The 21,888-nt window shown below is 64.5% G+C and carries 21 protein-coding genes, 1 other RNA gene and 1 riboswitch; of the genes, 10 read left to right on the top strand and 12 right to left on the bottom strand.

Annotation, left to right across the window (positions count from 1 at the left end; genetic code table 11):
* Nucleotides 1-4 precede the first annotated feature (4 nt).
* The 3 genes from ACYQ47_RS32980 to ACYQ47_RS32990 all read right to left on the bottom strand — a co-directional run bounded on the left by ACYQ47_RS32980 (nt 5) and on the right by ACYQ47_RS32990 (nt 4,825).
* Nucleotides 5-2,215, bottom strand: coding sequence for a TonB-dependent receptor (locus ACYQ47_RS32980; RefSeq protein WP_459908976.1), 2,211 nt, complete (start codon nt 2,213-2,215; stop codon nt 5-7).
* Nucleotides 2,216-2,453: 238 nt separating this feature from the next.
* On the bottom strand, nt 2,454-3,227 hold the full coding sequence (locus tag ACYQ47_RS32985; RefSeq protein ID WP_459908978.1) for a hypothetical protein: 774 nt from the start codon (nt 3,225-3,227) through the stop codon (nt 2,454-2,456).
* Between the two features lie 125 nt (nt 3,228-3,352).
* Nucleotides 3,353-4,825 (bottom strand): cobyric acid synthase, encoded by a 1,473-nt coding sequence (locus ACYQ47_RS32990; RefSeq protein ID WP_459908980.1) that lies wholly within the window; start codon nt 4,823-4,825, stop codon nt 3,353-3,355.
* Nucleotides 4,826-4,880: 55 nt separating this feature from the next.
* Here ACYQ47_RS32990 and cobU point away from each other — a divergent pair, with 55 nt between their 5' ends.
* The 4 genes from cobU to ACYQ47_RS33010 all read left to right on the top strand — a co-directional run bounded on the left by cobU (nt 4,881) and on the right by ACYQ47_RS33010 (nt 8,555).
* Complete coding sequence (gene cobU, locus ACYQ47_RS32995) at nt 4,881-5,447, top strand: bifunctional adenosylcobinamide kinase/adenosylcobinamide-phosphate guanylyltransferase (RefSeq protein ID WP_459908982.1); 567 nt, start codon at nt 4,881-4,883, stop codon at nt 5,445-5,447.
* 6 nt (nt 5,448-5,453) lie between these two features.
* Nucleotides 5,454-6,395, top strand: coding sequence for an adenosylcobinamide-phosphate synthase CbiB (cbiB, locus tag ACYQ47_RS33000; protein ID WP_250463543.1), 942 nt, complete (start codon nt 5,454-5,456; stop codon nt 6,393-6,395).
* Nucleotides 6,396-6,448: 53 nt separating this feature from the next.
* Nucleotides 6,449-7,453: a threonine-phosphate decarboxylase CobD gene (cobD, locus tag ACYQ47_RS33005; RefSeq protein ID WP_459908984.1), complete on the top strand. Its 1,005-nt coding sequence runs from the start codon at nt 6,449-6,451 to the stop codon at nt 7,451-7,453.
* Nucleotides 7,454-7,625: 172 nt separating this feature from the next.
* Nucleotides 7,626-8,555 carry a cobalamin-binding protein gene (locus tag ACYQ47_RS33010; protein ID WP_459909421.1) on the top strand — a complete coding sequence of 310 codons (930 nt, stop codon included), beginning with the start codon at nt 7,626-7,628 and terminating at the stop codon, nt 8,553-8,555.
* Between the two features lie 17 nt (nt 8,556-8,572).
* Here ACYQ47_RS33010 and cobC read toward each other — a convergent pair whose 3' ends face one another.
* The 6 genes from cobC to ACYQ47_RS33040 form a co-directional block, all read right to left on the bottom strand.
* Entirely contained in the window at nt 8,573-9,148 is a 576-nt protein-coding gene (cobC, locus tag ACYQ47_RS33015; protein WP_459908986.1) for an alpha-ribazole phosphatase family protein, read from the bottom strand.
* Nucleotides 9,133-9,894 (bottom strand): adenosylcobinamide-GDP ribazoletransferase, encoded by a 762-nt coding sequence (locus ACYQ47_RS33020; RefSeq protein WP_459909423.1) that lies wholly within the window; start codon nt 9,892-9,894, stop codon nt 9,133-9,135. Before ACYQ47_RS33020 ends, cobC begins: the two co-directional genes overlap by 16 nt.
* Nucleotides 9,895-9,982: 88 nt before the next feature.
* Nucleotides 9,983-11,035 (bottom strand): nicotinate-nucleotide--dimethylbenzimidazole phosphoribosyltransferase, encoded by a 1,053-nt coding sequence (cobT, locus tag ACYQ47_RS33025; RefSeq protein ID WP_250508662.1) that lies wholly within the window; start codon nt 11,033-11,035, stop codon nt 9,983-9,985.
* 10 nt (nt 11,036-11,045) lie between these two features.
* Entirely contained in the window at nt 11,046-11,828 is a 783-nt protein-coding gene (locus ACYQ47_RS33030; protein WP_459908989.1) for an ABC transporter ATP-binding protein, read from the bottom strand.
* On the bottom strand, nt 11,825-12,823 hold the full coding sequence (locus ACYQ47_RS33035) for a FecCD family ABC transporter permease (RefSeq protein ID WP_244827975.1): 999 nt from the start codon (nt 12,821-12,823) through the stop codon (nt 11,825-11,827). Before ACYQ47_RS33035 ends, ACYQ47_RS33030 begins: the two co-directional genes overlap by 4 nt.
* A gap of 26 nt (nt 12,824-12,849) precedes the next feature.
* A complete protein-coding gene (locus tag ACYQ47_RS33040; RefSeq protein WP_459908991.1) occupies nt 12,850-14,727 on the bottom strand; it encodes a TonB-dependent receptor domain-containing protein in 1,878 nt (625 codons plus the stop codon).
* 86 nt (nt 14,728-14,813) lie between these two features.
* Nucleotides 14,814-15,137: riboswitch (cobalamin riboswitch) on the bottom strand.
* 236 nt (nt 15,138-15,373) lie between these two features.
* On the opposite strand from ACYQ47_RS33040, the gene ACYQ47_RS33045 reads away from it, so the two are divergent.
* The 5 genes from ACYQ47_RS33045 to ACYQ47_RS33065 all read left to right on the top strand — a co-directional run bounded on the left by ACYQ47_RS33045 (nt 15,374) and on the right by ACYQ47_RS33065 (nt 17,737).
* A complete protein-coding gene (locus ACYQ47_RS33045; RefSeq protein ID WP_244827263.1) occupies nt 15,374-15,760 on the top strand; it encodes an ATPase in 387 nt (128 codons plus the stop codon).
* Nucleotides 15,757-16,071 carry a cell division protein ZapA gene (locus ACYQ47_RS33050; protein ID WP_244827262.1) on the top strand — a complete coding sequence of 105 codons (315 nt, stop codon included), beginning with the start codon at nt 15,757-15,759 and terminating at the stop codon, nt 16,069-16,071. The genes ACYQ47_RS33045 and ACYQ47_RS33050 overlap by 4 nt, the downstream gene beginning before the upstream one ends.
* A 122-nt stretch (nt 16,072-16,193) precedes the next feature.
* Nucleotides 16,194-16,376: non-coding RNA, 6S RNA (ssrS, locus tag ACYQ47_RS33055), on the top strand.
* 77 nt (nt 16,377-16,453) lie between these two features.
* Nucleotides 16,454-16,912: an EVE domain-containing protein gene (locus ACYQ47_RS33060; RefSeq protein WP_459908994.1), complete on the top strand. Its 459-nt coding sequence runs from the start codon at nt 16,454-16,456 to the stop codon at nt 16,910-16,912.
* A 93-nt stretch (nt 16,913-17,005) separates the two neighbouring features.
* Entirely contained in the window at nt 17,006-17,737 is a 732-nt protein-coding gene (locus ACYQ47_RS33065; protein ID WP_459908996.1) for an SIMPL domain-containing protein, read from the top strand.
* Between the two features lie 27 nt (nt 17,738-17,764).
* Here the strand turns inward: ACYQ47_RS33065 and lgt are convergent, their stop codons facing one another.
* Both lgt and ACYQ47_RS33075 read right to left on the bottom strand, forming a co-directional pair.
* Nucleotides 17,765-18,661: a prolipoprotein diacylglyceryl transferase gene (gene lgt / locus ACYQ47_RS33070; protein WP_250525494.1), complete on the bottom strand. Its 897-nt coding sequence runs from the start codon at nt 18,659-18,661 to the stop codon at nt 17,765-17,767.
* Between the two features lie 37 nt (nt 18,662-18,698).
* The gene (locus tag ACYQ47_RS33075) at nt 18,699-19,634 is read right to left on the bottom strand and encodes a LysR family transcriptional regulator (RefSeq protein WP_459908998.1); all 936 of its coding nucleotides are present in this window, start codon (nt 19,632-19,634) and stop codon (nt 18,699-18,701) included.
* A gap of 112 nt (nt 19,635-19,746) precedes the next feature.
* On the opposite strand from ACYQ47_RS33075, the gene ilvD reads away from it, so the two are divergent.
* Nucleotides 19,747-21,420, top strand: coding sequence for a dihydroxy-acid dehydratase (ilvD, locus tag ACYQ47_RS33080; protein WP_459909000.1), 1,674 nt, complete (start codon nt 19,747-19,749; stop codon nt 21,418-21,420).
* Nucleotides 21,421-21,520: 100 nt separating this feature from the next.
* On the opposite strand, the gene ACYQ47_RS33085 is transcribed toward ilvD, so the two are convergent.
* Nucleotides 21,521-21,859, bottom strand: a complete 339-nt coding sequence (locus ACYQ47_RS33085) for a DUF2486 family protein (RefSeq protein ID WP_244827256.1) — start codon at nt 21,857-21,859, stop codon at nt 21,521-21,523.
* Nucleotides 21,860-21,888: the final 29 nt, after the last annotated feature.

Below are 21,888 nucleotides of genomic sequence, written 5' to 3' on the forward strand. Positions count from 1 at the left end.
GCGATCAGAAATCGACTTGCGCGGAAATCAGCAAGGTCCGCGGCGCGGCGTTGGTCACGTAGGTGCCCTGCTGCATCCAGTACCGGCTGCCGAACAGATTCTCGACGTTGGCGCGAAACACGACGTCCTTCTTCGCGATGCGCATTCCGTAACGCACGCCGACGTCGTAACGCGTCCACGACGGCAAGCGCAAGGTATCGCTGGAATCGTAGTACTGCGCGCCCGTATGGATGATCCGCCCGTTGACGCTCAGGCCCGGCACCCACGGCAAGTCGTAATCCGCGCCGAGGTTGAAGGCGAACTTGGGCACGCCGCCCGGATCGTTGCCGTCCTGCGTGCCGCCCGCCGTGCCCGAAACCTTCGGATCGTAGAACGTCGCGCTCGCCATCAGGCGCAGACTGCGGAACACTTCGCCGTAAGCAGCCAGTTCGAGACCGCGCACGCGCGTCTTGCCGTTGTAGCCGTAGAAATTCGTGGTGGGATCGGTGACGGCGTTGGGCTGCGAGATCTGAAACACCGAAACCGATGTCAGCACGCGGCCCCAATCCGCCTTCACGCCCGCTTCGTATTGGTTCGACTTGTACGGCGCAAACGCCTGGCCCGCGTTCGCGGTGCCCGCCGGCGCCGTGCCGCCATTCGAAAGACCCGACGTGAAGTTGCCGTACACGGAAACATTCAAAAGCGGCTTGATCACGATGCCCGCGAGCGGCGAGATCGCCTGCTGGTCGAGCGAGCTTTGCTGCGCGCCCGTGGTCGGATCGTAATTGTCCTGGCCGATCGTCTGACGACGGAAACCGCCCGTCAGCAGCACGCGGTCGTTGAAGAACGACATCGTATCGATGACCTGCTGACTGTTCAGGCGCGTCTGGCTGCTGCGCTGCATGTCGCCGCGCGGGGTATCGACGGGTGCGAGGGGCGACGGCGAATAGAGATTGGACGCCACCGCGGTCGATCCCAGCGCGTAGAAGTAGCCGATCTCCTGATTCAGGCTCGTCACGCCCGTGACCAGCGTGTGCTTGACGCCGAAGGTATCGAAGTGAAAGCGCAGGCCCGCATCGACGGTCTTGGTGCGCGTGTACTGGTCGTAATAGCCGTTATAGGCGCTGAACTCGCCCGCCGCCGTCATGCCCGCCGCATACGGGAAGTTCTGCTGCGACGTGCCGTAGTGCTCTCCCGCCGCGCCGTACACGGTCACGTACTGGTTGATGTCGTACTCGGCGCGCGTCATGACGGCCGAATCGCGCAGCTTGAGCTTCGAGCCGGGATAGAGATTGTTGTATGCCGAAGGCACGGCGGGCACGGCGGTCGCGGTGCCGAAACCGATCTGCGAGCGGTACTCGTCGGTGTTCTCGGAGACGTTGTAGGCGTCGAACGACCAGCGCAACTGTTTGCCGCGATAGTCGAGGCCGATCGCGCTGTCGCCCTGCAATTGGTTGCCGTGCGCAATGCCGGTCTGCCCGTCCTTGATCTGGCCGTTGAAGCGCACGCCCCACTGGCCTTCATCGCCGAAGCGGCGGCCGATATCGGCGGCAAATCCGAACTGGCTCTTCGATTGATACAGCGCGGTGAGCCGCGTGAGCGGGGTATCGTCGGCGCGCTTGGTGACGATGTTGATCGCGCCGCCGACGCTGCCGCCCGGTCCCATGCCGTACATGAGCGATCCCGGGCCTTGCAGCACTTCGACGCGTTCGAGCAGGTTTACCGGCACGCGCGCCGCCGAGACCATGCCGTAGAGGCCGTTGAGCGCGACATCGGTCGGCTGGACGTCGAAGCCGCGAATCTGGAACACGTCGCCGAAACCGCCGCCGCTTTGCTCCGTGCGCACCGACGCGTTGTTGACGACGAGGTCGCCAATGGTACGCGCCTGCGTGTCCTGGATCATCTGCTCGGTGTAATTCGTCGTGCTGAAAGGCTGGTCCATCACGTTCGCCGTTCCAAGCACACCGATGCTGCCGCCGCGCGCCACTTGTCCGCCTGCATAGGGCGCGGGCAGATCGCCGGGCGCCGCCGATCCCTTGACCATCACGGCGGGCAAGGTCGTCGATTGAGCAGCACCGGCGCTATCGGCCGAGGTGCCGTCCGCCGCCGGCGCGCCTTGCGCGTAAGCGCTCGCCTGCATTGCGGCGGCGGCGACCAGTCCCACGAAAAGACGTTCTACCGCCTTCGATACCGCAGTGCGGCGACTGACTTCTTGCTGGGTGACCGATCGTGACATAAGGCGTGGATATTCGAAAAAAGGTGAATTGAGCCGTCTGAGCGCGTAAATGCGAATCGTTAACAATTGTAAAGTGTCTATTAAACGGACGGTACAAAAATTGTATTTGTCGTATCAGAAACTGTTGTCGTGCTGCGACGTGTACGAGGCGTCACGGCACACTGGACGAGAAAAAGCCCGCGCGCGGCGGGCTAAATCCTAAGCAAAGAACCGGGATTTTAGGAAACCAGCAACAGGCTCACTGTCCCGACAGATAGAACGCCTGATCCCGCTGCGTCGTGACGCCGACGACGGTGAGCTGTCCGTTGACGACCGTGGCCTCCACGGGCATCGACACGTTATTGAGCGTGCAAGACGCGCCGCCCGCGAAGTTCAAGGTGCCATCGAGCAGATGCTTGCCGGTCGAGCGTGGCTTGAAGCTGCCCGTGAACGTGCAGGCGTTCTGCGTGCCCTTGGCCGTGCCGTCCGCCGCGAAGGTGATCGACGAGATCGGCGAGACGCCCGATGCGCTCGTCCAGGTGCGCGCCACGTCGTTGATGGCGATCGGCGTGTCGTACGTCGCGTTGTAGTTGCCGTTGTACGCGGTGGCGGCGGTATCGGGCGGAACATAGAGCGAGGTGGTCGCGGTGAGCGTGCTCTTCTGCGTGAAGTTGCCGCTGAGCGAGCCGGCACGGATCGCGCCTGCTTCGTGGAAACCTACCGTCGACGCGTCGCTGAACGCGCCATCGGTCGCCGTCATGATGCCTTCGATCAGCCAGACGAACGAGCCATCTCGCGAATAGATGCTGAAGTACTGACCCGATTCGAGGACGATGGTCTGCGCCGCGAACGACTGCCCGGAATTCACCGAGCCGTACCAGAAGCCTTCAGGAAGCGTATGCGACGGATTCGTTACGCACGATTTCTGCAGATTACCGAGGTCGGTCGTGCAGGTCTTGTCGTCGCCGCCGCCGCCACCGCAAGCAGCGAGGACGGGAAATACGAGCAGCATAAGCTTGGAGCGAAGTTTCATGAGAACGTGTTCTTGGTATCGGATTGAGCACAGGCCGCCGCTCGTCACGGCGTGCCGACAATCAGATAACGGACCGCTGCCGCAAAACTTGAATGCGGAAAAGCACGCCCCCCGGCAGCTCGTCCTTAAGCGAACGCCGCCAGCACCGCCTTCAGATCCAGCGCCTGCTCGAACGAATCCGCGAGCCGGTCGAGCGACGCCTCCCGCAACGCCGGATAGTCGAGCGGCGCGGCATCGTTCACGCCGGCCCACGCGAGCAACGCGGCACAGGCTTCGGGTGTATCGAAGATGCCATGCAGATACGTCGCCGCGATCTGCCCGTCTTGCGACACCGCGCCGTCGAAGCGGCCGTCGTCGAGCGCCACCGCCGGCCGCGCGAGCGCCGCGCCGCTCGTGCGTCCCATATGAATCTCGTAGCCGCGCACGGGCGCCTCCTTGCCTTCGATGACAAGCCGCCCCGTCACGTTTGCGAGCTGCTTGTCGGGCGTGAGCACGGTGGCGAGATCGAGCAGCCCCAGGCCATCGACACAACCCGCCGCGCCTTCGACGCCCGAAGGATCGTCGACCGTGCGCCCCAGCATCTGCATGCCGCCGCAGATGCCCAGCACCTTGCCGCCGTAGCGCAGATGCCGCTCGATCGCCCGCTCCCAGCCGTTCGAACGCAGCCACGCCAGATCGCGCTGCACGCTTTTCGACCCAGGCAACACGATCAAGTCGGCGGGCGGCGGCGCCATGCCCGGCCGAACGTACTCGAAATCGACTTGCGGATGCGCCCGCAGCGCATCGAAGTCCGTGTGATTGCTGATGCGCGGCAACGCCGGCACGATCACCTTCAGCGTCGATTCCGCGCCGCGCGACCGCGCCTGCGACGGCAGCATGTCCTCGGCATCGAGCGTGAGGCCATGCAGATACGGCAAGACGCCGAGAACCGGCTTGCCGGTCTGCGTTTCGAGCCATTCGAGCCCCGGTGTCAGCAAGCCGATATCGCCGCGAAACCGGTTGATGACGAAGCCGCGCACTCGTGCCCGCTCACTTTCCGAAAGACACGCGATCGTGCCGACGAGATGCGCGAACACGCCGCCGCGATCGATGTCCGCCACCAGCACGACCGGACAATCGACTCGTTCCGCGAACCCCATGTTGGCGATATCGCGATCGCGCAGATTGATTTCGGCGGGACTGCCCGCGCCTTCGACGATCACCGCGTCGAATTCGGCCGTGAGCCGCGCGTAGGACGCGAGCACGGCATCGAACGCGGTGCGCTTGTATTCGTGATACGCCCGCGCGTCCAGATTTGCATGCGCGTGACCGTGGATGATCACTTGCGCGCCTCGATCGCTCGTCGGCTTGAGCAGCACCGGATTGAAGTCGATGCGCGCGGGCACGCCCGCCGCGATTGCCTGCAGCGCCTGCGCGCGGCCGATCTCGCCGCCATCCACCGTGACCGCGCTGTTTAGCGCCATGTTCTGCGGCTTGAACGGCGCGACCTTCACGCCGCCGCGCCGGGCGAGCCGGCACAGGCCCGCGACGAGCGTGCTCTTGCCGGCATCGGAAGTCGTACCCTGAATCATCAGCGTGCCGCGCGGCGTGAAAGACATGGAATGCGGTCCTCGGGTGAAAGCCTGCATCTTAGCCCGCCGGTACAATATTGCGATGACCACGACCCACTCTCCATGCAACCTCATCTTCGTTCTCGGCGGCGCTCGTTCGGGCAAAAGCGCGCACGCCGAACGCCTTGCCAAGGAGAGCGGTTTGCCCGTGACATACATCGCGACTGCGCGCGTCGGCAGCGACGCCGAGTTCGCCGAGCGCGTGCGGCATCATCGCGAAAGACGGCCCGCGCACTGGACGCTCGTCGAAGCGCCGCTCAGTCTTGCCGATGCCGTGCGCGACGCGGACAGGCCGGGCGCGTGCGTGCTCATCGACTGCCTGACGCTCTGGCTCGCCAATCTGCTCTTCACAACCGATAACGCCGACGCGCAGAACGCGTCACTGCCGCGCGAGGCCACCGATGCCTTCGATGCCTTCGACCGCGCGCTCGCCGCCGTGCGCGGCACGGTCATCGTGGTATCGAACGAAATCGGCTTGGGCGTGGTGCCGCTCGGTTCCGTCACGCGCCTTTATGTCGATGAACTCGGCCGATTGAATCAACGCGTCGCCACCGCGAGCACGCGCACGACGCTGATGGTCGCGGGTCTGCCGATCGCGCTGAAAGGCTGACCGGCGATGCTCCTGCTTTCCTTTTACTCGATGTCCTTGCTCGCGGTGCTCGGCGTGATCGTCGATCGCATGTTCGGCGAGCCACGCACGCGGCATCCGCTCGTCGCCTTCGGGCGATATGCGACGAAGCTCGAAGCGCGCATGAACACGGGGCATCGGGCGCGGCCGGCGGGCATGCTTGCGTGGCTTGCGGCCGTCGTGCCGCCGGTGTTGGTCGCATGGGCGCTCGTGAGCGTGCTGCCGCCCGCGTATGCCGCGGCCGTGCATGTGATCTTGCTGTGGTTTGCGCTCGGCGCCAAGAGCTTGCGTCAGCACATTGCGCCGATTGCCCGCGCCCTCTCACTCGGCGACCTCGAAAGCGCGCGCAAGCTCACCTCGCGGATCGTGTCGCGCGATACCTCGCAAGCCGACGAGAACGCCCTTTCGCGTGCGGCCGTCGAATCCGCGCTCGAAAATGGCAACGATGCGATCTTCGGGGCGCTCTTCTGGTTCGTGATCGCGGGCGGGCCGGGCGCGCTCGCGTTTCGCCTCGCCAATACGCTCGACGCGATGTGGGGTTATCGCACGCCGCGTTACTTGCGCTTCGGCTGGGCGGCGGCGCGCATCGACGATGTGCTCAACTTCATTCCCGCGCGCCTCACGGCGGCGAGCTACGCGCTCGCGGGCGACACGCGCATGGCCTGGCATTGCTGGCGCACGCAGGCGCGTGCGTGGGACAGTCCGAACGCAGGGCCGGTGATGGCCTCGGGCGCCGGCAGCCTCAATGTGCTGATTGGCGGCGCGGCGGTTTATCACGGCGTGCTCGAAGCGCGTCCGACGCTCGGCGCGGGTCATGAGGCCACGCCGAGGCACGTGGTCGCGGCGTTGCGGCTCGTCGAGCGTTCGATCTTGCTGTGGCTTGCCATCCTGCTCGTCTTTGCCTTGATGAGCGCGTCCGGACATGGGTGATTCTTCTGTTTCGATTCGACGCGTCCATCACTTCGCGCCTTCCACACGCCATCATGTCTGATCCACTGCGTCCCATCCGTCACGGCGGCAATCTGCGCGAAGCCGCGCGTCGATACGGCATCGCGCTCGACGACTGGCTCGATCTTTCGACGGGCATCAACCCTTTAGGCTATCCGGTCCCGCCCATTCTGCCCGATGCCTGGCGCCGTTTGCCCGCAGACGCCGATGGTCTCGCCGAACTCGCCGCGACTCATTACGGCGCGCCGCTCGCGCTGCCCGTCGCGGGTTCGCAGGCCGCGATTCGCGCCTTGCCGTGGCTCTTGAAGAAGGGCACGGCGGCCATCGCACCGTTGACGTATGGCGAGTACGCGCCGGCGTTCGTGCGCGCGGGCCATTCGGTCGTGCCGCTCGATGTGAATGCCGACACGTTGCCGAATGCCGTCGATCACGTGATCGTCGCCAATCCGAACAACCCGACCGCCGAGCGTCTCCCGCGCCACGTCTTGCTGCATTGGCATGCGAGGCTGGCATCGCGCGGCGGTACGTTGATCGTCGATGAAGCATTCGCCGATGTCGATCCCGCCGAGTCTCTTGCCGGTCGCAGCGCGGATGCGGGGCTTGTCGTCCTGCGCTCGGTCGGCAAGTTCTTCGGGCTCGCGGGAATTCGCGCGGGCTTCGTGCTTGCCGCACCCGATGTGATCGCCTTACTCGCCGATGCGCTGGGTTCATGGACCGTCAGCGGCCCCGCGCGTCACGCGGTGCGGGCGGCTTTCGAGGATCGCGCGTGGCAACGGGAAACCCGCGAACGCTTGCAGCGCGATGGCGCACGGCTCGCGGCTCTTATCGCGCGTCATGGGTTCGACGCGCGTGCGACGCCGCTTTTTACGTCGTTCCAGACATTGGATGCGAGCGGCTTGCAGCATGCGCTTGCCACGCGCGGTATCTGGACGCGGCTCTTCGATCCGGCTGGGATGACGCCGAGTTTGCGCATCGGCTTGCCAGGCAGCGAAGGAGAATGGGCGCGGCTTGAACGAGCGATGGCGGAGGTTTGCGCGTGACGTTGAAATCTTTCTGGCGCACCTTGGCTGCGCGGATCGGCTTGCTTGGCAGTGAAGTCAATCGGGCGCAGCTTGAACGCTCGCTCCCGGAGGTCTGCGCGTGGGCTTAGAACTCGTCTTGCGCACCTTGGCTGCGCAAATCGGCTTGCTCCGGCGCGCAAGCAACCGAGGTCTGCGCGCGTTCGCCGTGCATTCGCTTCGACACGCCGTTCCGCATGTCCTTCTCGCAACGATATTGACGCTGAGCGCATCGCCCTCTTTCGCCGCTATCACCGTCACCGACGACAGCGGCGCCAGCATCACGCTCGCGACACCCGCCACGCGCGTCGTGAGTCTCGCGCCGCATGTCACCGAATTGCTGTTCGCGGCGGGCGGCGGGTCGCGTATCGTCGGCGCAGTGACGTATAGCGATTATCCGAAGGAAGCGCAGGCTATCCCGCGCGTCGGCGACAACAAGGCGCTCGATCTGGAGCGCATCGTCGCATTGCATCCGGACTTGATCGTCGTATGGCGGCATGGCAATGCGGCGCGGCAGATGGATCGGCTGCAAGCGCTCGGCATTCCGATCTTCTTCAGCGAACCGCGCCATCTCGACGATATCGCGAGCAACATCGACCGGCTCGGCGCGTTGCTCGGCACGGAAGCGAACGCACGCGCGGCGTCGGCTGCATTCACGCGCGATATCGGCGGTCTGCGGACGCGTTATGCGCAACGTCCGCCGGTCGGCGTGTTTTATCAGGTGTGGGACGACCCGCTCATGACGCTCAACCGCGACAACGTGTTCAGCGAAGTGATCGCGTTGTGCGGCGGCGTCAACGTCTTCGCCGCGAACGACACGCGCGTGCCGACCATCTCGACCGAAGCCGTGCTCGCGGCGAACCCGGAAGCCATCGTCACCGCGACGCCCGGCGCGACGACGCCGAATCGCGCATTGCCCGCACTCGATCGATGGAAGCGATGGGGTTCGCTCACCGCGGTGGCGCGCGGCAACCTCTTCGGTATCGATGGCGATCTGATCAATCGGCCGACGCCGCGCATCGCGCTGGGCGCGGCCGAGCTTTGCAGGGATCTGGAGCAAGCGCGCGGGCGTCGCGGAAAGTGACCGAAGCGGCCCTGCCCTCAGGCATTCCACCGCACCAGCAGCCACTTCCCTCTCACGCGCCTGAACTGCACGATCGCGCCGAATTCGATCGGCCATTGCAACACGCTCGCGCGCTCCATCCCGAGCATATGCGCTGTCAGCACGCGCATGACGCCAGCATGCGCGATCACATGCACCGGCCGTTCGGCACGCTCGATATCGCGCAACCAGTCCTCCACGCGCCCGGCGAACTGCACGAGACTCTCCCCGCCATGCGGCCTCGCGTGTTCGATATCCGCGGCCCAGGCATCGATCAGCGCGCGATCGATCGCATCCCACGCGCGCCCTTCCCATGCGCCGAAGTTCATCTCGGCGAGGCGCGCATCGACGTGAGGCGCGATGCCACCGCTCAACGCCGAGGCCAGCGATGCACATCGCACGAGTCCGCTCGAATGCCAGCCATCGACACACGCGGGCACGTTCAGCGACAGCATGCGCGCCTTCAGAGCGCAAGCCGATGCATTCGCATCGCGCAGCAAGGGAACATCGCTCTGGCCGTAGCACACGCCTGCATCGACGCGCACGGATGGATGCCGGATCAGTACGAGATCCATGCGAGCCCGATGAGATAAATGGCCAGTTCGAACACCTGTTGCGCGAAGCCGAGACAATCCCCCGTATAGCCGCCGATGCGCTTCACGAAGTAACGTCCCATCGCCCAGCGCAGCACCGTGAGCAACGCGAGCGTCAGGCAGGCGAATTTCCAGTCGACGACAAAGAGCCACGGCACGCCGAAGATCATCGCAATCAGAAACGAGCCCGCGCTCATGCGCTGTGCGACCGGCTTCGCCTTGCCCTCGGCGCGCACATAGTCGAGCGTGACGAGATAGCTGATGGCGAAAACGCGGCTCGCGGCGTGCGCGGCGATCAGCAACCATGCGGCAATGAGCGGCGGCGTGCTCGCAAGCGTCTGCCACTTGAGCGCCAGTGCAATGACGAGCGCAATCGCGCCGAACGCCCCGATGCGCGAGTCATGCATGATGCGCAGCACGTCATCGCGCGTATAGCCGCCGCCGAAGGCGTCGGCGCAATCGGCAAGACCGTCTTCGTGGAACGCGCCGGTCAGCACGAGCGTGGCGGCCATCGACAGCAACACGGCAACGCCCAACGGAAGCACGCGCAACGCCGCGAGCAAGACGAGCGCGGCAATACCGCCGACCATCACGCCGACGAGCGGAAAATAACGCGCCGCCGCGTTCAAATAAGCGCGCTCGAAGCCAACCCAACGCGGAACCGGCACGCGCGTGAAGTAACCGAGCGCGGTGAAGAAGTAGCGCAGTTCGTCGAGCGGACGGGTCATTGCGGCAAGCGGGTCGAGACGCCCGCGCGCCTGAACGCAGTGACGCGCCCCGACCTCGCGCAGCGCTTGCGGATGATGCTCATCGCCGTCACTCTCGCTTATCCGTGACACCCGCCGCCTCGAAGCTCGCCATCTCATCGACGAACGCCACGGCCGCGCGCAGGATCGGCAACGCGAGCGCCGCGCCCGTGCCTTCGCCAAGCCGCATGTCGAGTTGCAACAGCGGCTCCGCATGCAGATGCGCGAGCATGCCCCGATGCCCCGCCTCGTTCGACGCATGCGCGAACACGCAGTAGTCGAGCACCTCGGGTGCGATCTTCGCCGCGACGAGCAGGCCGGAAGTCGCGATGAAGCCATCGACGAGAATCGTCATGCCCGCGTCCGCCGCAGCGAGACACGCACCCGCGATCATCGCGATCTCGAAGCCGCCGAACGTCGCGAGCGTGTCGATTGCATCGCCTTCGGCCGCATGCAACGCGAGCGCCCGGCCGAGCACATCGCGCTTGTGCGCAAGGCCGCGATCGTCGAGACCCGTGCCGCGTCCGACGCATTCGCCAATGGGCACACCGCACAGACGGCTCATCAGGCACGCCGCCGCCGACGTGTTCGCAATCCCCATCTCGCCGAAGCCGATCACGTTCGTACCGAGCGCCGCATGATGCCGCACACGCGCCGCGCCGCGCGCGATGCCTTCGAGCGCGGTCTCGCGCGACATCGCCGCTTCCTTCGCGAAGTTGCGCGTGCCGAGGCCGAGCGACAGACGCTCGTAGCCGCTATCGATGGGAATCGGTGTCGCCACGCCCGCATCGACCACTTCGAGCGTCATGCCGACCGAACGCGACAGCGCGTTGATCGCCGCGCCGCCCGCCAGAAAATTCGCGACCATCTGCGCGGTCACTTCTTGCGGATAGGGACTCACGCCCTCGGCCGCGATACCGTGATCGCCCGCAAACACGATCATCGCCGGGCGCTCGATGCGCGGCTTCGTCGTGCGCTGAATCACGCCCATTTGCAGCGCGAGCGTTTCGAGCCGACCGAGGCTGCCCGGCGGCTTCGTTTTCGTATCGATGATGCGTTGCAGTTCGGCTTCGCGCGAACGGTCTGGCGCGCGGGGCGTAGGCAAGTCGTGAGCGTTTGACATCGGCAATCCTTCAGGTGCGTGCAACGGGAATGCACGGCACGAGCGCTTCGTGCTCGCCATCGCGAATCAAGGCTAGCGGATAGCCGAACGCGGCGCTCGCGCGTTCAGGCGTGAGCACGTCCGCGACGAGACCGGCGTGCGCGCCGCCCCTGCCATCGAGCAAAAGCGCGTGCGTCGAAAAGCGCCGCGCGAGATTGAGATCGTGACACGAGAAAACTACCGTGCGGCCGGACTTGCGCGCGGCGTCGGCCAGTACGTGCAGACAATCGATCTGATGATGCAGGTCCAGATGCGCGAGCGGTTCGTCGAGCAGCAAGAGCGGTGTGTTTTGGCACAGCACGGCGGCGAGCGTCACGCGTTGCCGTTCGCCGCCCGACAATGTCAGGACATCGCGCGAGGCGAACGATAGAAGACCGAGCGCATCGAGCGCGGCATGCGCGGCAGCGCGGTCTTCGGCGCTCTCCCAGCCCCAGCCCGTGACATACGGAAAGCGGTTCAGCAGCACGGTGTCGAGTACGGTCGCGCTGAAGGCATCGTGCGAGCTTTGCGGCATCAGCGAGCGCGCGCGTGCGAGATCCGCCGCGCGCCAGGATGCGAGCGCGCGGCCATCGAGCGATATCGCGCCTTCGGCCGGCTTTGTCAAACCCGCGAGCACGCCAATCAGCGTGGTCTTGCCCGCGCCGTTCGGCCCGGCTATGCACCACATCTCGCCCGCGCCGATACTTTGCGTGAGGTCTTCCACGAGCGTGCGTGCGCCCGCGCGCAAGCTGACGTGTTCGATATGCAGGGTCATCGCGGTCTCGCCAGCAGCATCCACAGGAACATCGGCACGCCGACGAGTGCGGTCACCACACCCACCGGCAATTGCGCGGGCGCGATCGCCGTGCGCGCGACGAGATCGGCGCTCATTACCGCGAGGCCGCCCGCCAGCGCCGACGCCGGCACGAGCATGCGCTGATCGTTGCCGAACGCGAGCCGCAATAGATGCGGCACGACGAGCCCAACGAAGCCGATGGTGCCCGCCGTCGTGACAGCCGCCGCTGCCGCAAGCGATGCGACGAGATACACCGACAGCCGCACGCGCGAGACAGGCACGCCGAGCGAACGCGCGGCCGTATCGCCACGCAACAGCACGTTGAGTTGCGGCGCGAGCGGCACGACGACGATCATCGCGACGACGAGCGCGATCAGCGCAGGCCACGGCGTCGCTGCGCCGTTCAGGTCGCCCGTCAGCCAGAAGATCATCCCGCGCAAGCGATTTTCCGGCGCAATGCTGAGGATCAACGTGATGAGCGCGCCCCAGCCCGCCGCTATCACGACGCCTGTCAGCAGAAGACGCGGCGAGGCATCGCGATCGCCGTGCCACAGGTCGCGTCGCGCGAGTCCGAGCACCAGCACGATGGATGCGAACGCGCCCGCGCACGCCGCCAGATCGATGCCCCACCACGGCAGCGACGCGAGCATCGCCGTGAGTGCGAAGGTCGCCGCTCCGCCGGATACGCCGAGCACGTACGGCTCGGCCAGCGGATTGCGCAACAGCACTTGCAGCAGCGCGCCGGAAAGCGCGAGCAAGGCGCCCGAAGCAAAACCCGCAAGCGCGCGCGGCAAACGCAAGGTGAGCACGATGTCATCGGCGATATCGGGCGCGGCCGCATGCGCGTGCAGCAACGCCGCGATGGCGCGCGGCAAGGGCAACGCGACGCTGCCGAGCGCGAGCGACGCCATGAACACAAGCAACGCGGCAAGCCCGAGCGCAGCCCAGATGCCTAACGCGCGTTTCGCGTTCATCGCGCGGCGCAGGTCAACGGTGTCGCTCACGACGGGCGCCAGCCGAGCGTGACATAAGCGCCGCGCCTCGGCGTGTTGTACGAATAAGCCAGTTCATAGTTCCGGTCGAAGAGGTTGTCGACACGCGCGCTCACGTACCACGACTTCGTGATGTCATAGCGCGCCGACAGATTCACGACGCCATAGCCCGCGAGCGTCGAATCGTAATCGCTGCGCGCACCGCTCACGATCCACTCGCCACCCACGCGCCAGCTTCCTATCGAGCGATGCGCGCTGAAACTCGCGAAACGCCGCGCACGGCGCGTCAGGTCCTGATTGCCGGTTTCATCGACGGGATTCTGGAACGTCACGCCCGCGCGCAAATCGGTGGCGCCGACATGCCCTGCCCACGATCCCTCGACGCCCTGCACCTTCGCGCGTCCGACGTTCTGCGCGATATAGAAGCCGCTGCCGTCCGATACGTAATCGATCAGATTCGAATAGCGCGTCTGAAACGCCGTCACGCGCAGCACGCCCACTTGGTCCGATGCGTACTGCAGCGCCGCTTCCACCGAATGACTGCGCTCGGGCTGAATGGACGGATTGCCGCTGAACGGATAGTAGAGATCGTCGAAGCTCGGCGCGCGGAACGACGCCGCGTAACTCGCGCTCGCGCGCCAGTGCGTGTCGATGTTGTACGCATAGCCCAGATAGTAGCTGTTCGCGCCGCCGAAATCGGAATACTGGTCGTGGCGCAGATTGGCCTGCACTTCGCTCGGACCGAAGCGTCCCACATAGCCCGCGTACACCGAATTCACGTGACGATCCGGCGCGCTGAACTGATCCGAATCGAGCGTCTGGTCGAGATGCTCGTAACCGAACAGGAGCTTGTGCGCCTCCGTCAGGCGAAAGTCGTTCTGCCACAGATACTGGCGATCCTCGGAATTGAAGCGGCTCGTATAGATGCCGTTCTGCTCGATGTTCGCGCGGTCCTGTCCCTGCGCGACCGTGAAATGCGTGGTCCACTGGTCCGTGATACGGCCGTTCGCAAACACCGATGTCGACCGCACGCGACTGTGCGAATCGTTGAGATCGCCGGGCAAGCCGTAGGCATCGTCAAAACTGTCGATGCCGTTCGACTGATAGAAGCGCACGCCCGCGTCCCATTTGTCGCCGAACTTGTGACGCAGCGTGGCCGCGACGCTTTCGTTCAGATAACCGTTCGCGTTCGGATTGGCGTTGGGCGCGAGCGCGGGATCGATCGACGAGAAACCATCGGTCTTCTCGCGCGATACGTTGAAGCTGAAGGTCGTGCGGCCTTCGCTATCGAGCGCGCCGGAAACTCCCGCCGCTTGTCGCTGCGTGTGATAGCTGCCGTATTCCGTCTCGAAGTAGAAGCGCGGCGGATGCGCCTCGCCGTCTTTCGTGAAGATCTGCACGACGCCGCCGATCGCGCCCGAGCCGTACAGCGCCGACACGTTGCCGTTCACGACTTCGATGCGGTCGATCTGATCCGGCATGATCTGCGCAAGCTGCGCCGAGCCGAGCGATGCGGACTCCACACGCACGCCGTCGATCAAAACGAGCGATTGCGTCGAGGACGCGCCGCGTATGAACGCGCTTGCATTCGCTCCCGGGCCGCCGTTGCGCGTCACCTGCACGCCGGGCGCAAGACCGATGACGCCGAGCGCGTCGTAGGCATTGCTATCGGCGATATCCTGGGCGTCGAAGAGCGAAGTCTGCGCGATCGTATCGGCGAGAGGTTGCGCGGTGCGCGCCGCGGTCACGACGACGGGCGCGAGCGGCGGTTGCGAGGCTTCGTCCGCGAGCGCTTCATGAGCGAGCAGCCATGTGTTGAGGGCGACGAGCGCGGCGCGTTCGATCGTTTTGCGTCTGCCCGCGTGTCGGGCAAGTGGCGATACCATGCGTGAAATGTTCCCATGCGTAGGCTGGCGCGACCTCGCTCCCCGCAAGGCCAATGCGCGACGAGCGCGCTCGAATGCGAACAGACGAACGCGCTGAACAGTTGGCCGGTATCCGGGCTGGCGACACACCGTCCCGCCTTCCCACGCATGAAGCGCAGTGGCATCGACACGTTCTTCGCCTTGCCTGCGTCGAGCGGCGGATTCTTGCGAATCAAACAGACTCACAAGCAAACTCACACGACGGCGCGGCGAAAAACGCGCAAGGGACGACTTGCAACTTGCGTTGCGGTCGCTTACCGTTGCGGGGGCAGCACAGGTTGGCGTGGCCTTGGCGGCGCCGCTTCCTGTTTCCCGTTTGACTGCGCCCGCAAAAGAATGCGGACGCGAGCACCAAAAGTGCGGCAAGTGTAGGAGCGCGATTCAGGACCGTCAAGAAACGACCCTGGCCGATCATCGCAAGACACACGGCTCACGACGAACCCAACTAGAACCCGCCGTCGCAACACATCGGCAGCGCCCGCGCTTTCCACACACGAATGCATCGCGATGCACGCATGATCGCGTGCTGTTACGTCTCGAAACGAGACAATTATCGGAAGCTCCGTTGAACCGCGCTAGAATGCGAGGTCTTTAGAGGACGCAGCACATGCTCAACGAACTCGAATCACTGTCAGGAAATATCGGCCGGCTGATCCAGATCAGCGAGCGGCACAATCAGGCGCGTCTCGCGCTTGAAGCACAAATCGAACAACTGCGTAGCGACTACGCGAACGTGCAGGCAGAGCTCGTGCAAATGCGCGAAGAGCGCGACACGCTGCAAGCCGAACGTGATTCCCTCTCGGCCAAGATCGACGACGCGCAGGTCCGCCTGAACGCGATTCTCGAAAAGTTGCCGCGCGGCAAGTCCGCGAATCATGCCGAGACGGAAAATCAGCTCGATCTCCTCGATGCCCGCTCTCACGATGTGCAAGCCGCGCACGAGCATGCGCACGCGGGAGAGCACAGCGAGCATCATCACGGAGAGAAGGCATGACGACCACGCAGATCGAAGTATCCATTCTCGGCCAGCAATATCGCCTCGCCTGTTCGCCGGAAACCGAAGGCGCGCTGCGTGAAGCGGTGGCACGGGTCGACGCCGAGATGAACAAGGTGCGCAATGCAAGCAACGTGCGCGGGCAAGACCGCATCGCGGTGATGGCCGCGCTTTCACTCGCTTCCGAATTGCTGAGGCTGCAAGAAAGCGTGCGTCATGGCGAGGCCTTCCCCGCCGAGGAAATTCGCCGCACGATGCACTCCATGAACGAACAGCTTGGTGCTGTCATCGCGCAGTATGAAGTGCAGTGACCGAAGTGCCGCGACGCCGCTCCGTGGCGAACGCTAATCGGTCGCGCGATGTCAATCGAAAAAAGAAACTGCGCAATTGGTGTCGAGAGGCTGCATTAGACATTCGATTGGTGTAGAGTGACTACTCCCTGCCTGGTTCGCCAAGGTCATATATTCCTTGAACCAATGCTACATTGGCACGGTTGTGGAAACTTGCAGCACGGGCGCGCGCGTCACTCTGTCTGATGTACCCGAAGTGTTGCTTACTGCGACCAATCTTGAACCCAGGTTCAGGATGCCGGCCTAGCGGCCGAGGTGGGGACCCTACTCCAGCGGCATCGGTTCATACCGATGCCGTTTGCTTTTGTCGAGCCCGTTTTAAAACCCCGTTGCCGAATCCATCATGCGCTACTGGCTGATGAAGTCCGAACCGGACGAAGCGAGCATCGATCATCTCGCGCACGCGCCGAAGAAAACCCTCCCGTGGACGGGCGTGCGCAACTATCAGGCGCGCAACTTCATGCGCGACCAGATGCAAGTCGGCGACGGCGTGCTCTTCTATCATTCGAGTTGCCCGGAACCGGGCATTGCGGGCATCGCCAAAGTCTGTTCCACGGCCTATCCCGATCCCACTCAGTTCGACGCCAAAAGCCTGTACTTCGACGCCAAGTCCGTGCAGGAGTCGCCGCGCTGGATGCTCGTCGATGTGCGCTTTGTCAAGAAGACGCCGTTGATTCCGCTCGCGACATTGCGCGAACACGCGGAACTCGCCGACATGCAAGTGCTGGCGCGCGGCAATCGGCTGTCGATCACGCCCGTGACCGAGGCGCAGTGGCGCTTCATAACCGAGCGTCTGGTCTAGGGCGCGCGAATCGTTCAAGGGAACTAAGGGAACGAACGAAGCGCCTAAGTGCGGTCGCGAATCACGCGATGCTCTTGCACTCGGAGTCCTTTGATGATCGACAAGAAAACCGCCGCCGCCCTCGCCTTCGTCGCGATGTCGAGCGCCGCGCTCACGCTTCCGCTTTCGGCCGCCGCTCAGTCGGTAATCACCAATCCGCAGCCATCCGGCGTGCTTTCGCTATCCGCGCAAGCCAGCGCGCAAGTGCCGCAAGATGTCGTCAACATCACGCTGTTCTACGAGCAGGAAGCGGCCGATCCATCGTCGCTCACCACCACGCTCAATCAGCGCGCCGAAGCCGCATTGCGCGAAGCAAAAGGCGTCGACAACGTGACCGCGAAAAGCGGCTCGTTCACGGTTTATCCGAGCACGGATCGCGACGGCAAGATCTCCGCGTGGCGCGGCCGCACGGAGGTCGTGCTGGAATCGCACGACTTCGCGGCGGCGTCCAAGCTCGCGGGCAAGATGAGTAACGCCATGCAAGTCGGCAGCGTCGCGTTCTCGCTGTCGCCCGAAGCGCAGCGCGCCGCCGAGCAGAAGCTCTCGACGCAGGCCATCGAGTCGTTCCGCAAGGAAGCGCAGGCCGCGAGTCAGGCGTTCGGCTACGCCAACTTCACGATCCGCGAAGTGAACGTGGGCCACAGCGGCGCGGGTCCGCGCCCGGTGATGATGATGCAGGCCCGCTCGCTTGGCGCGGACGCGAAGGTCGGCGCGCCGATGGCGCTCGAAGCCGGCACGACGACGGTGACCGTCGACGTGTCGGGTTCGGTGCAAATGGGGCGATAACTGCTGTACCGGAGAACGCGGCGTGATTTACGCCGCGTTGCCGGACACGCGTTTCTGACGTTTGTACGCCCACACCATCATGACGATGCCCGCGACGATCATTGGCAGCGAGAGCCATTGGCCCATCGAAAAGCCGAGCGCGAGGAGTCCGAGATAATCATCCGGCTCGCGCGCGAATTCCACCGTGAAGCGCGCGAGTCCATAACCGATCAGAAACAACGCCGACACTGCGCCCACCGGCCGCGGTTTGCGCGCGAAGAGGTAGATCACCGCAAACAGCACGAGCCCTTCCAGCGCGATTTCATACAACTGCGACGGATGGCGCGGCAGCATGTGATAGCGCGAGAAAATCTCCGAGAGATTGTATTGCGCATCGAGCTGCGGATGCTTCGCGAGCCAGATGGCGTCGTCGTTGGTGGAGTTTTGGAAGAGCATGGCCCAGGGCGCGGCCGGGTCGGTCACGCGGCCCCACAACTCACCGTTGATGAAGTTGCCGAGACGCCCCGCCGCCAGCCCGAGCGGCACCATCGGCGCGACAAAATCCGTCACTTGCAGCCACGTGCGCTTGCGCTGAAACGCGAACAGGACCATCGCGAGCGTCACGCCGAGAAAGCCGCCGTGAAACGACATGCCGCCTTCCCAGACCTTGAAGATATCGAGCGGATGCGCGAAGTAATAACTCGCCTTGTAGAACACCACATAGCCAATGCGGCCGCCGAGAATCGTTCCGAGCACGCCGTAAAACAGCATGTCGTCGATGTCCTTGACGGTCCAGCCTTGCGCGGCGACATGCGGCAAGCGCAGACGCAATCTGCCGATGGCAATGGCCGAAATGAACGCAACGAGATACATGAGGCCGTACCAGCGCACGGCGAGCGGTCCGAGATGGATCGCGACGGGATCGAAATTGGGATGTATGAGCATCGTGTAATGGAAGAGCCAGGCGAACTTCAAAGGCGAATCATACGGCAACGACGGCAGCAGCCTGCGCGCGCACGATCTCGATGAGCCGGCTCAACACCGGACTCACTTCGGCCGCGCGCCACACGAGCCCGGTTTCGACCACGGGCCCCGGTTCCCGCAACGGGCGATACACCACGCCCGTGCGCCGCAGATGCCGCACCGACTGCGGCACGAGCGCGACGCCCATGCCGGCGGACACGAGGCTCACGATGGTCTGCATCTGTATCGCCTCTTGTCCGATGCGCGGCGTCAAACCGGCCGCGCCGTAGCAGCCCATAATGATGTCATACAAACCCGGCGCGAGACGCCTTGGAAAGACGACGAGCGGCGCGCTGGCCAAGTCGTGCAGATCGACGGGCGTCTCCGTCCATTCGGCGGCGCCCTGCCCGCGTTCCTGCGCGGTATCCGTCGACATGGCGATGACGAGCGGCTCGCGCGCAATCGGCAGATACGAAAGCGTCATGGCGTGACGCGGCGGCAGCGGCGGAATCACGAGACCGGCATCGATACGGCCGGCCACGAGTTCGTCTATCTGAACATCGCTGGTGGCTTCCGTGAGTTGCAGACGCACGCCCGGATAACGCGCATTGAATTCGCGCAGTAACGCTGGCAAAAGGCCGTAATCCGCCGTGGAGACGAACGCGAGCGAGAGCACGCCCGCCTCGCCGCGCGAAAGCGACTGCGCGAGCGGACGCAAGGCGTCGGCGGCGGCAAGCAGGCGGCGCACCTCGGGCAACAGATCGCGGCCAACCGGCGTCAGTTCGACCGTGCGCCGCGTGCGTTCGAACAGCACGACGCCGAGCGCGTCTTCCAGCGCACGGATGGCCTGCGAGAGCGGCGGCTGCGTCATGGCGAGGCGCGCGGCGGCGCGGCCGAAGTGCATCTCCTCGGCGACGGTCACGAAGTAGCGCAGCAGGCGGAGTTCGACTGGCATCGATATGTTTTGCGACTCAATAGACCCTGAATAATATATTGGACAGATACATCGACGACACTGCATTCTTCCTGCACCACACCAAGAACCACGATCCCCTCAGGAGGCAGCCATGCCCTTCAATCGCCGCTCGAAACACATCACGCAGGGCGTCGCACGTTCGCCCAACCGCTCGATGTACTACGCCCTCGGTTACAAGGAGGAAGACTTCGACAAGCCGATGATCGGTATCGCCAACGGTCACTCCACCATCACGCCGTGCAACGCGGGTCTGCAGCGTCTCGCCGATGCCGCCGTCGAATCCATTCGGAAGTCCGACGCGAATCCGCAAATCTTCGGGACGCCGACCATTTCGGACGGCATGTCGATGGGCACCGAAGGCATGAAGTACTCGCTCGTCTCGCGCGAAGTCATCGCCGACTGTATCGAAACGGCCGTGCAGGGACAGTGGATGGACGGCGTGGTCGTGATCGGCGGCTGCGACAAGAATATGCCCGGCGGCATGATCGGCCTCGCGCGCATGAACGTGCCGGGCATCTATGTGTACGGCGGCACCATTCGGCCGGGCAACTGGAAGGGCAAGGACCTGACCATCGTGTCGTCGTTCGAGGCGGTCGGCGAGTTCACGGCCGGGCGCATGTCGGAGGAAGATTTCAAGGGTGTCGAGAAGAACGCGTGTCCGTCGACCGGTTCGTGCGGCGGCATGTACACGGCCAACACCATGAGCTCCTCGTTCGAGGCGCTCGGCATGTCGCTGCTCTATTCCTCGACGATGGCGAACCCGGATCAGGAGAAGGTCGATTCCGCCGGCGAATCGGCGCGCGTGCTCGTCGAGGCCGTGAAGAAAGATCTGAAGCCGCGCGACATCATCAACAAGAAGTCGATTGAAAACGCCGTGGCGCTCATCATGGCGACGGGCGGTTCCACCAATGCCGTACTGCACTATCTGGCTATCGCGCATGCGGCGGAAGTCGAATGGAGCATCGACGACTTCGAGCGCATGCGCAAAAAAGTGCCGGTGATCTGCGACCTGAAGCCGTCGGGCCAATATGTCGCAACCGACTTGCACAAGGCGGGCGGCATTCCGCAGGTGATGAAGATCCTGCTCGATGCGGGCATGCTGCACGGCGAGTGCATCACGATCACGGGCCGCACGCTCGCCGAGGAACTGAAGGACGTGCCGAGCAAGCCGCGCGCGGATCAGAAGGTGATTTTTCCGATCGAGCAGGCGTTGTACAAGGAAGGCCACCTTGCGATCCTGCGCGGCAATCTCGCGGAAGACGGCGCGGTGGCGAAGATCACGGGCTTGAAGAACCCGGTCATCACGGGGCCGGCGCGCGTGTTCGAAGACGAGCAAAGCGCGATGGACGCGATTCTCGCCGACAAGATCAAACCCGGCGATGTCGTCGTGCTGCGCTATCTCGGCCCGCAAGGCGGCCCCGGCATGCCGGAAATGCTCGCGCCGACGTCGGCGATCATCGGCAAGGGGTTGGGCGAAACCGTCGGCCTCATCACCGACGGGCGGTTTTCTGGTGGCACGTGGGGCATGGTCGTGGGCCACGTCGCGCCGGAAGCGTTCGCGGGCGGGACCATCGGGCTCGTGCAGGAAGGCGATTCGATCACCATCGACGCGCACAAGCTGCTGCTGCAATTGAACGTGGATGACGCGGAGATCGCGCGCCGCCGCACGCTGTGGACGAAGCCGGCGCCGCGTTACACGCGCGGCGTGCTGGCAAAGTATGCGGCGTTGGCGTTGCCGGCCAATCGCGGGGCGGTAACGGGCTGAAGTGGGTCCAGCCAGGAAGGGCGAGCGCCCGGCGTTAAAAAGCCGCTACGAATGTTATTCGTAGCGGCTTTTTTCGTTCGGAGCCGTTGGCAAGCCCCGCTCACTCTTCCCGCTGCCGCCGCAACTCCTCTTCCACCGCCGCTCCCACCCACTCGCGCAAGCGTCCATCCAGCGCCACCGCCACTTCGCGCGTGATGTCCTCGACGAGCGTCTGCGTATGTTCGCGCAGCACTTCCTCGCAGCGCGCCGCGATCAGCGCGCGGGCATCGGTGTCCAGATACTGCGTGACGCGCGCGCGCAGGCGTTCGGCGACCAGCGCGGCATCGTATTCGAATGCCGCTTCCGCCGATGCCGCGCGCGCATATTCCGGCTTGCCGGGCACGACGACATCGGTGAGAACGGGGATGGACGTATCGAAGGATTCAGGTGTTTTGGTCATGGTGTCTCCGTCCGTCGCGTGATGAGCCT

It is taken from the genome of Caballeronia sp. HLA56, assembly GCF_054655155.1.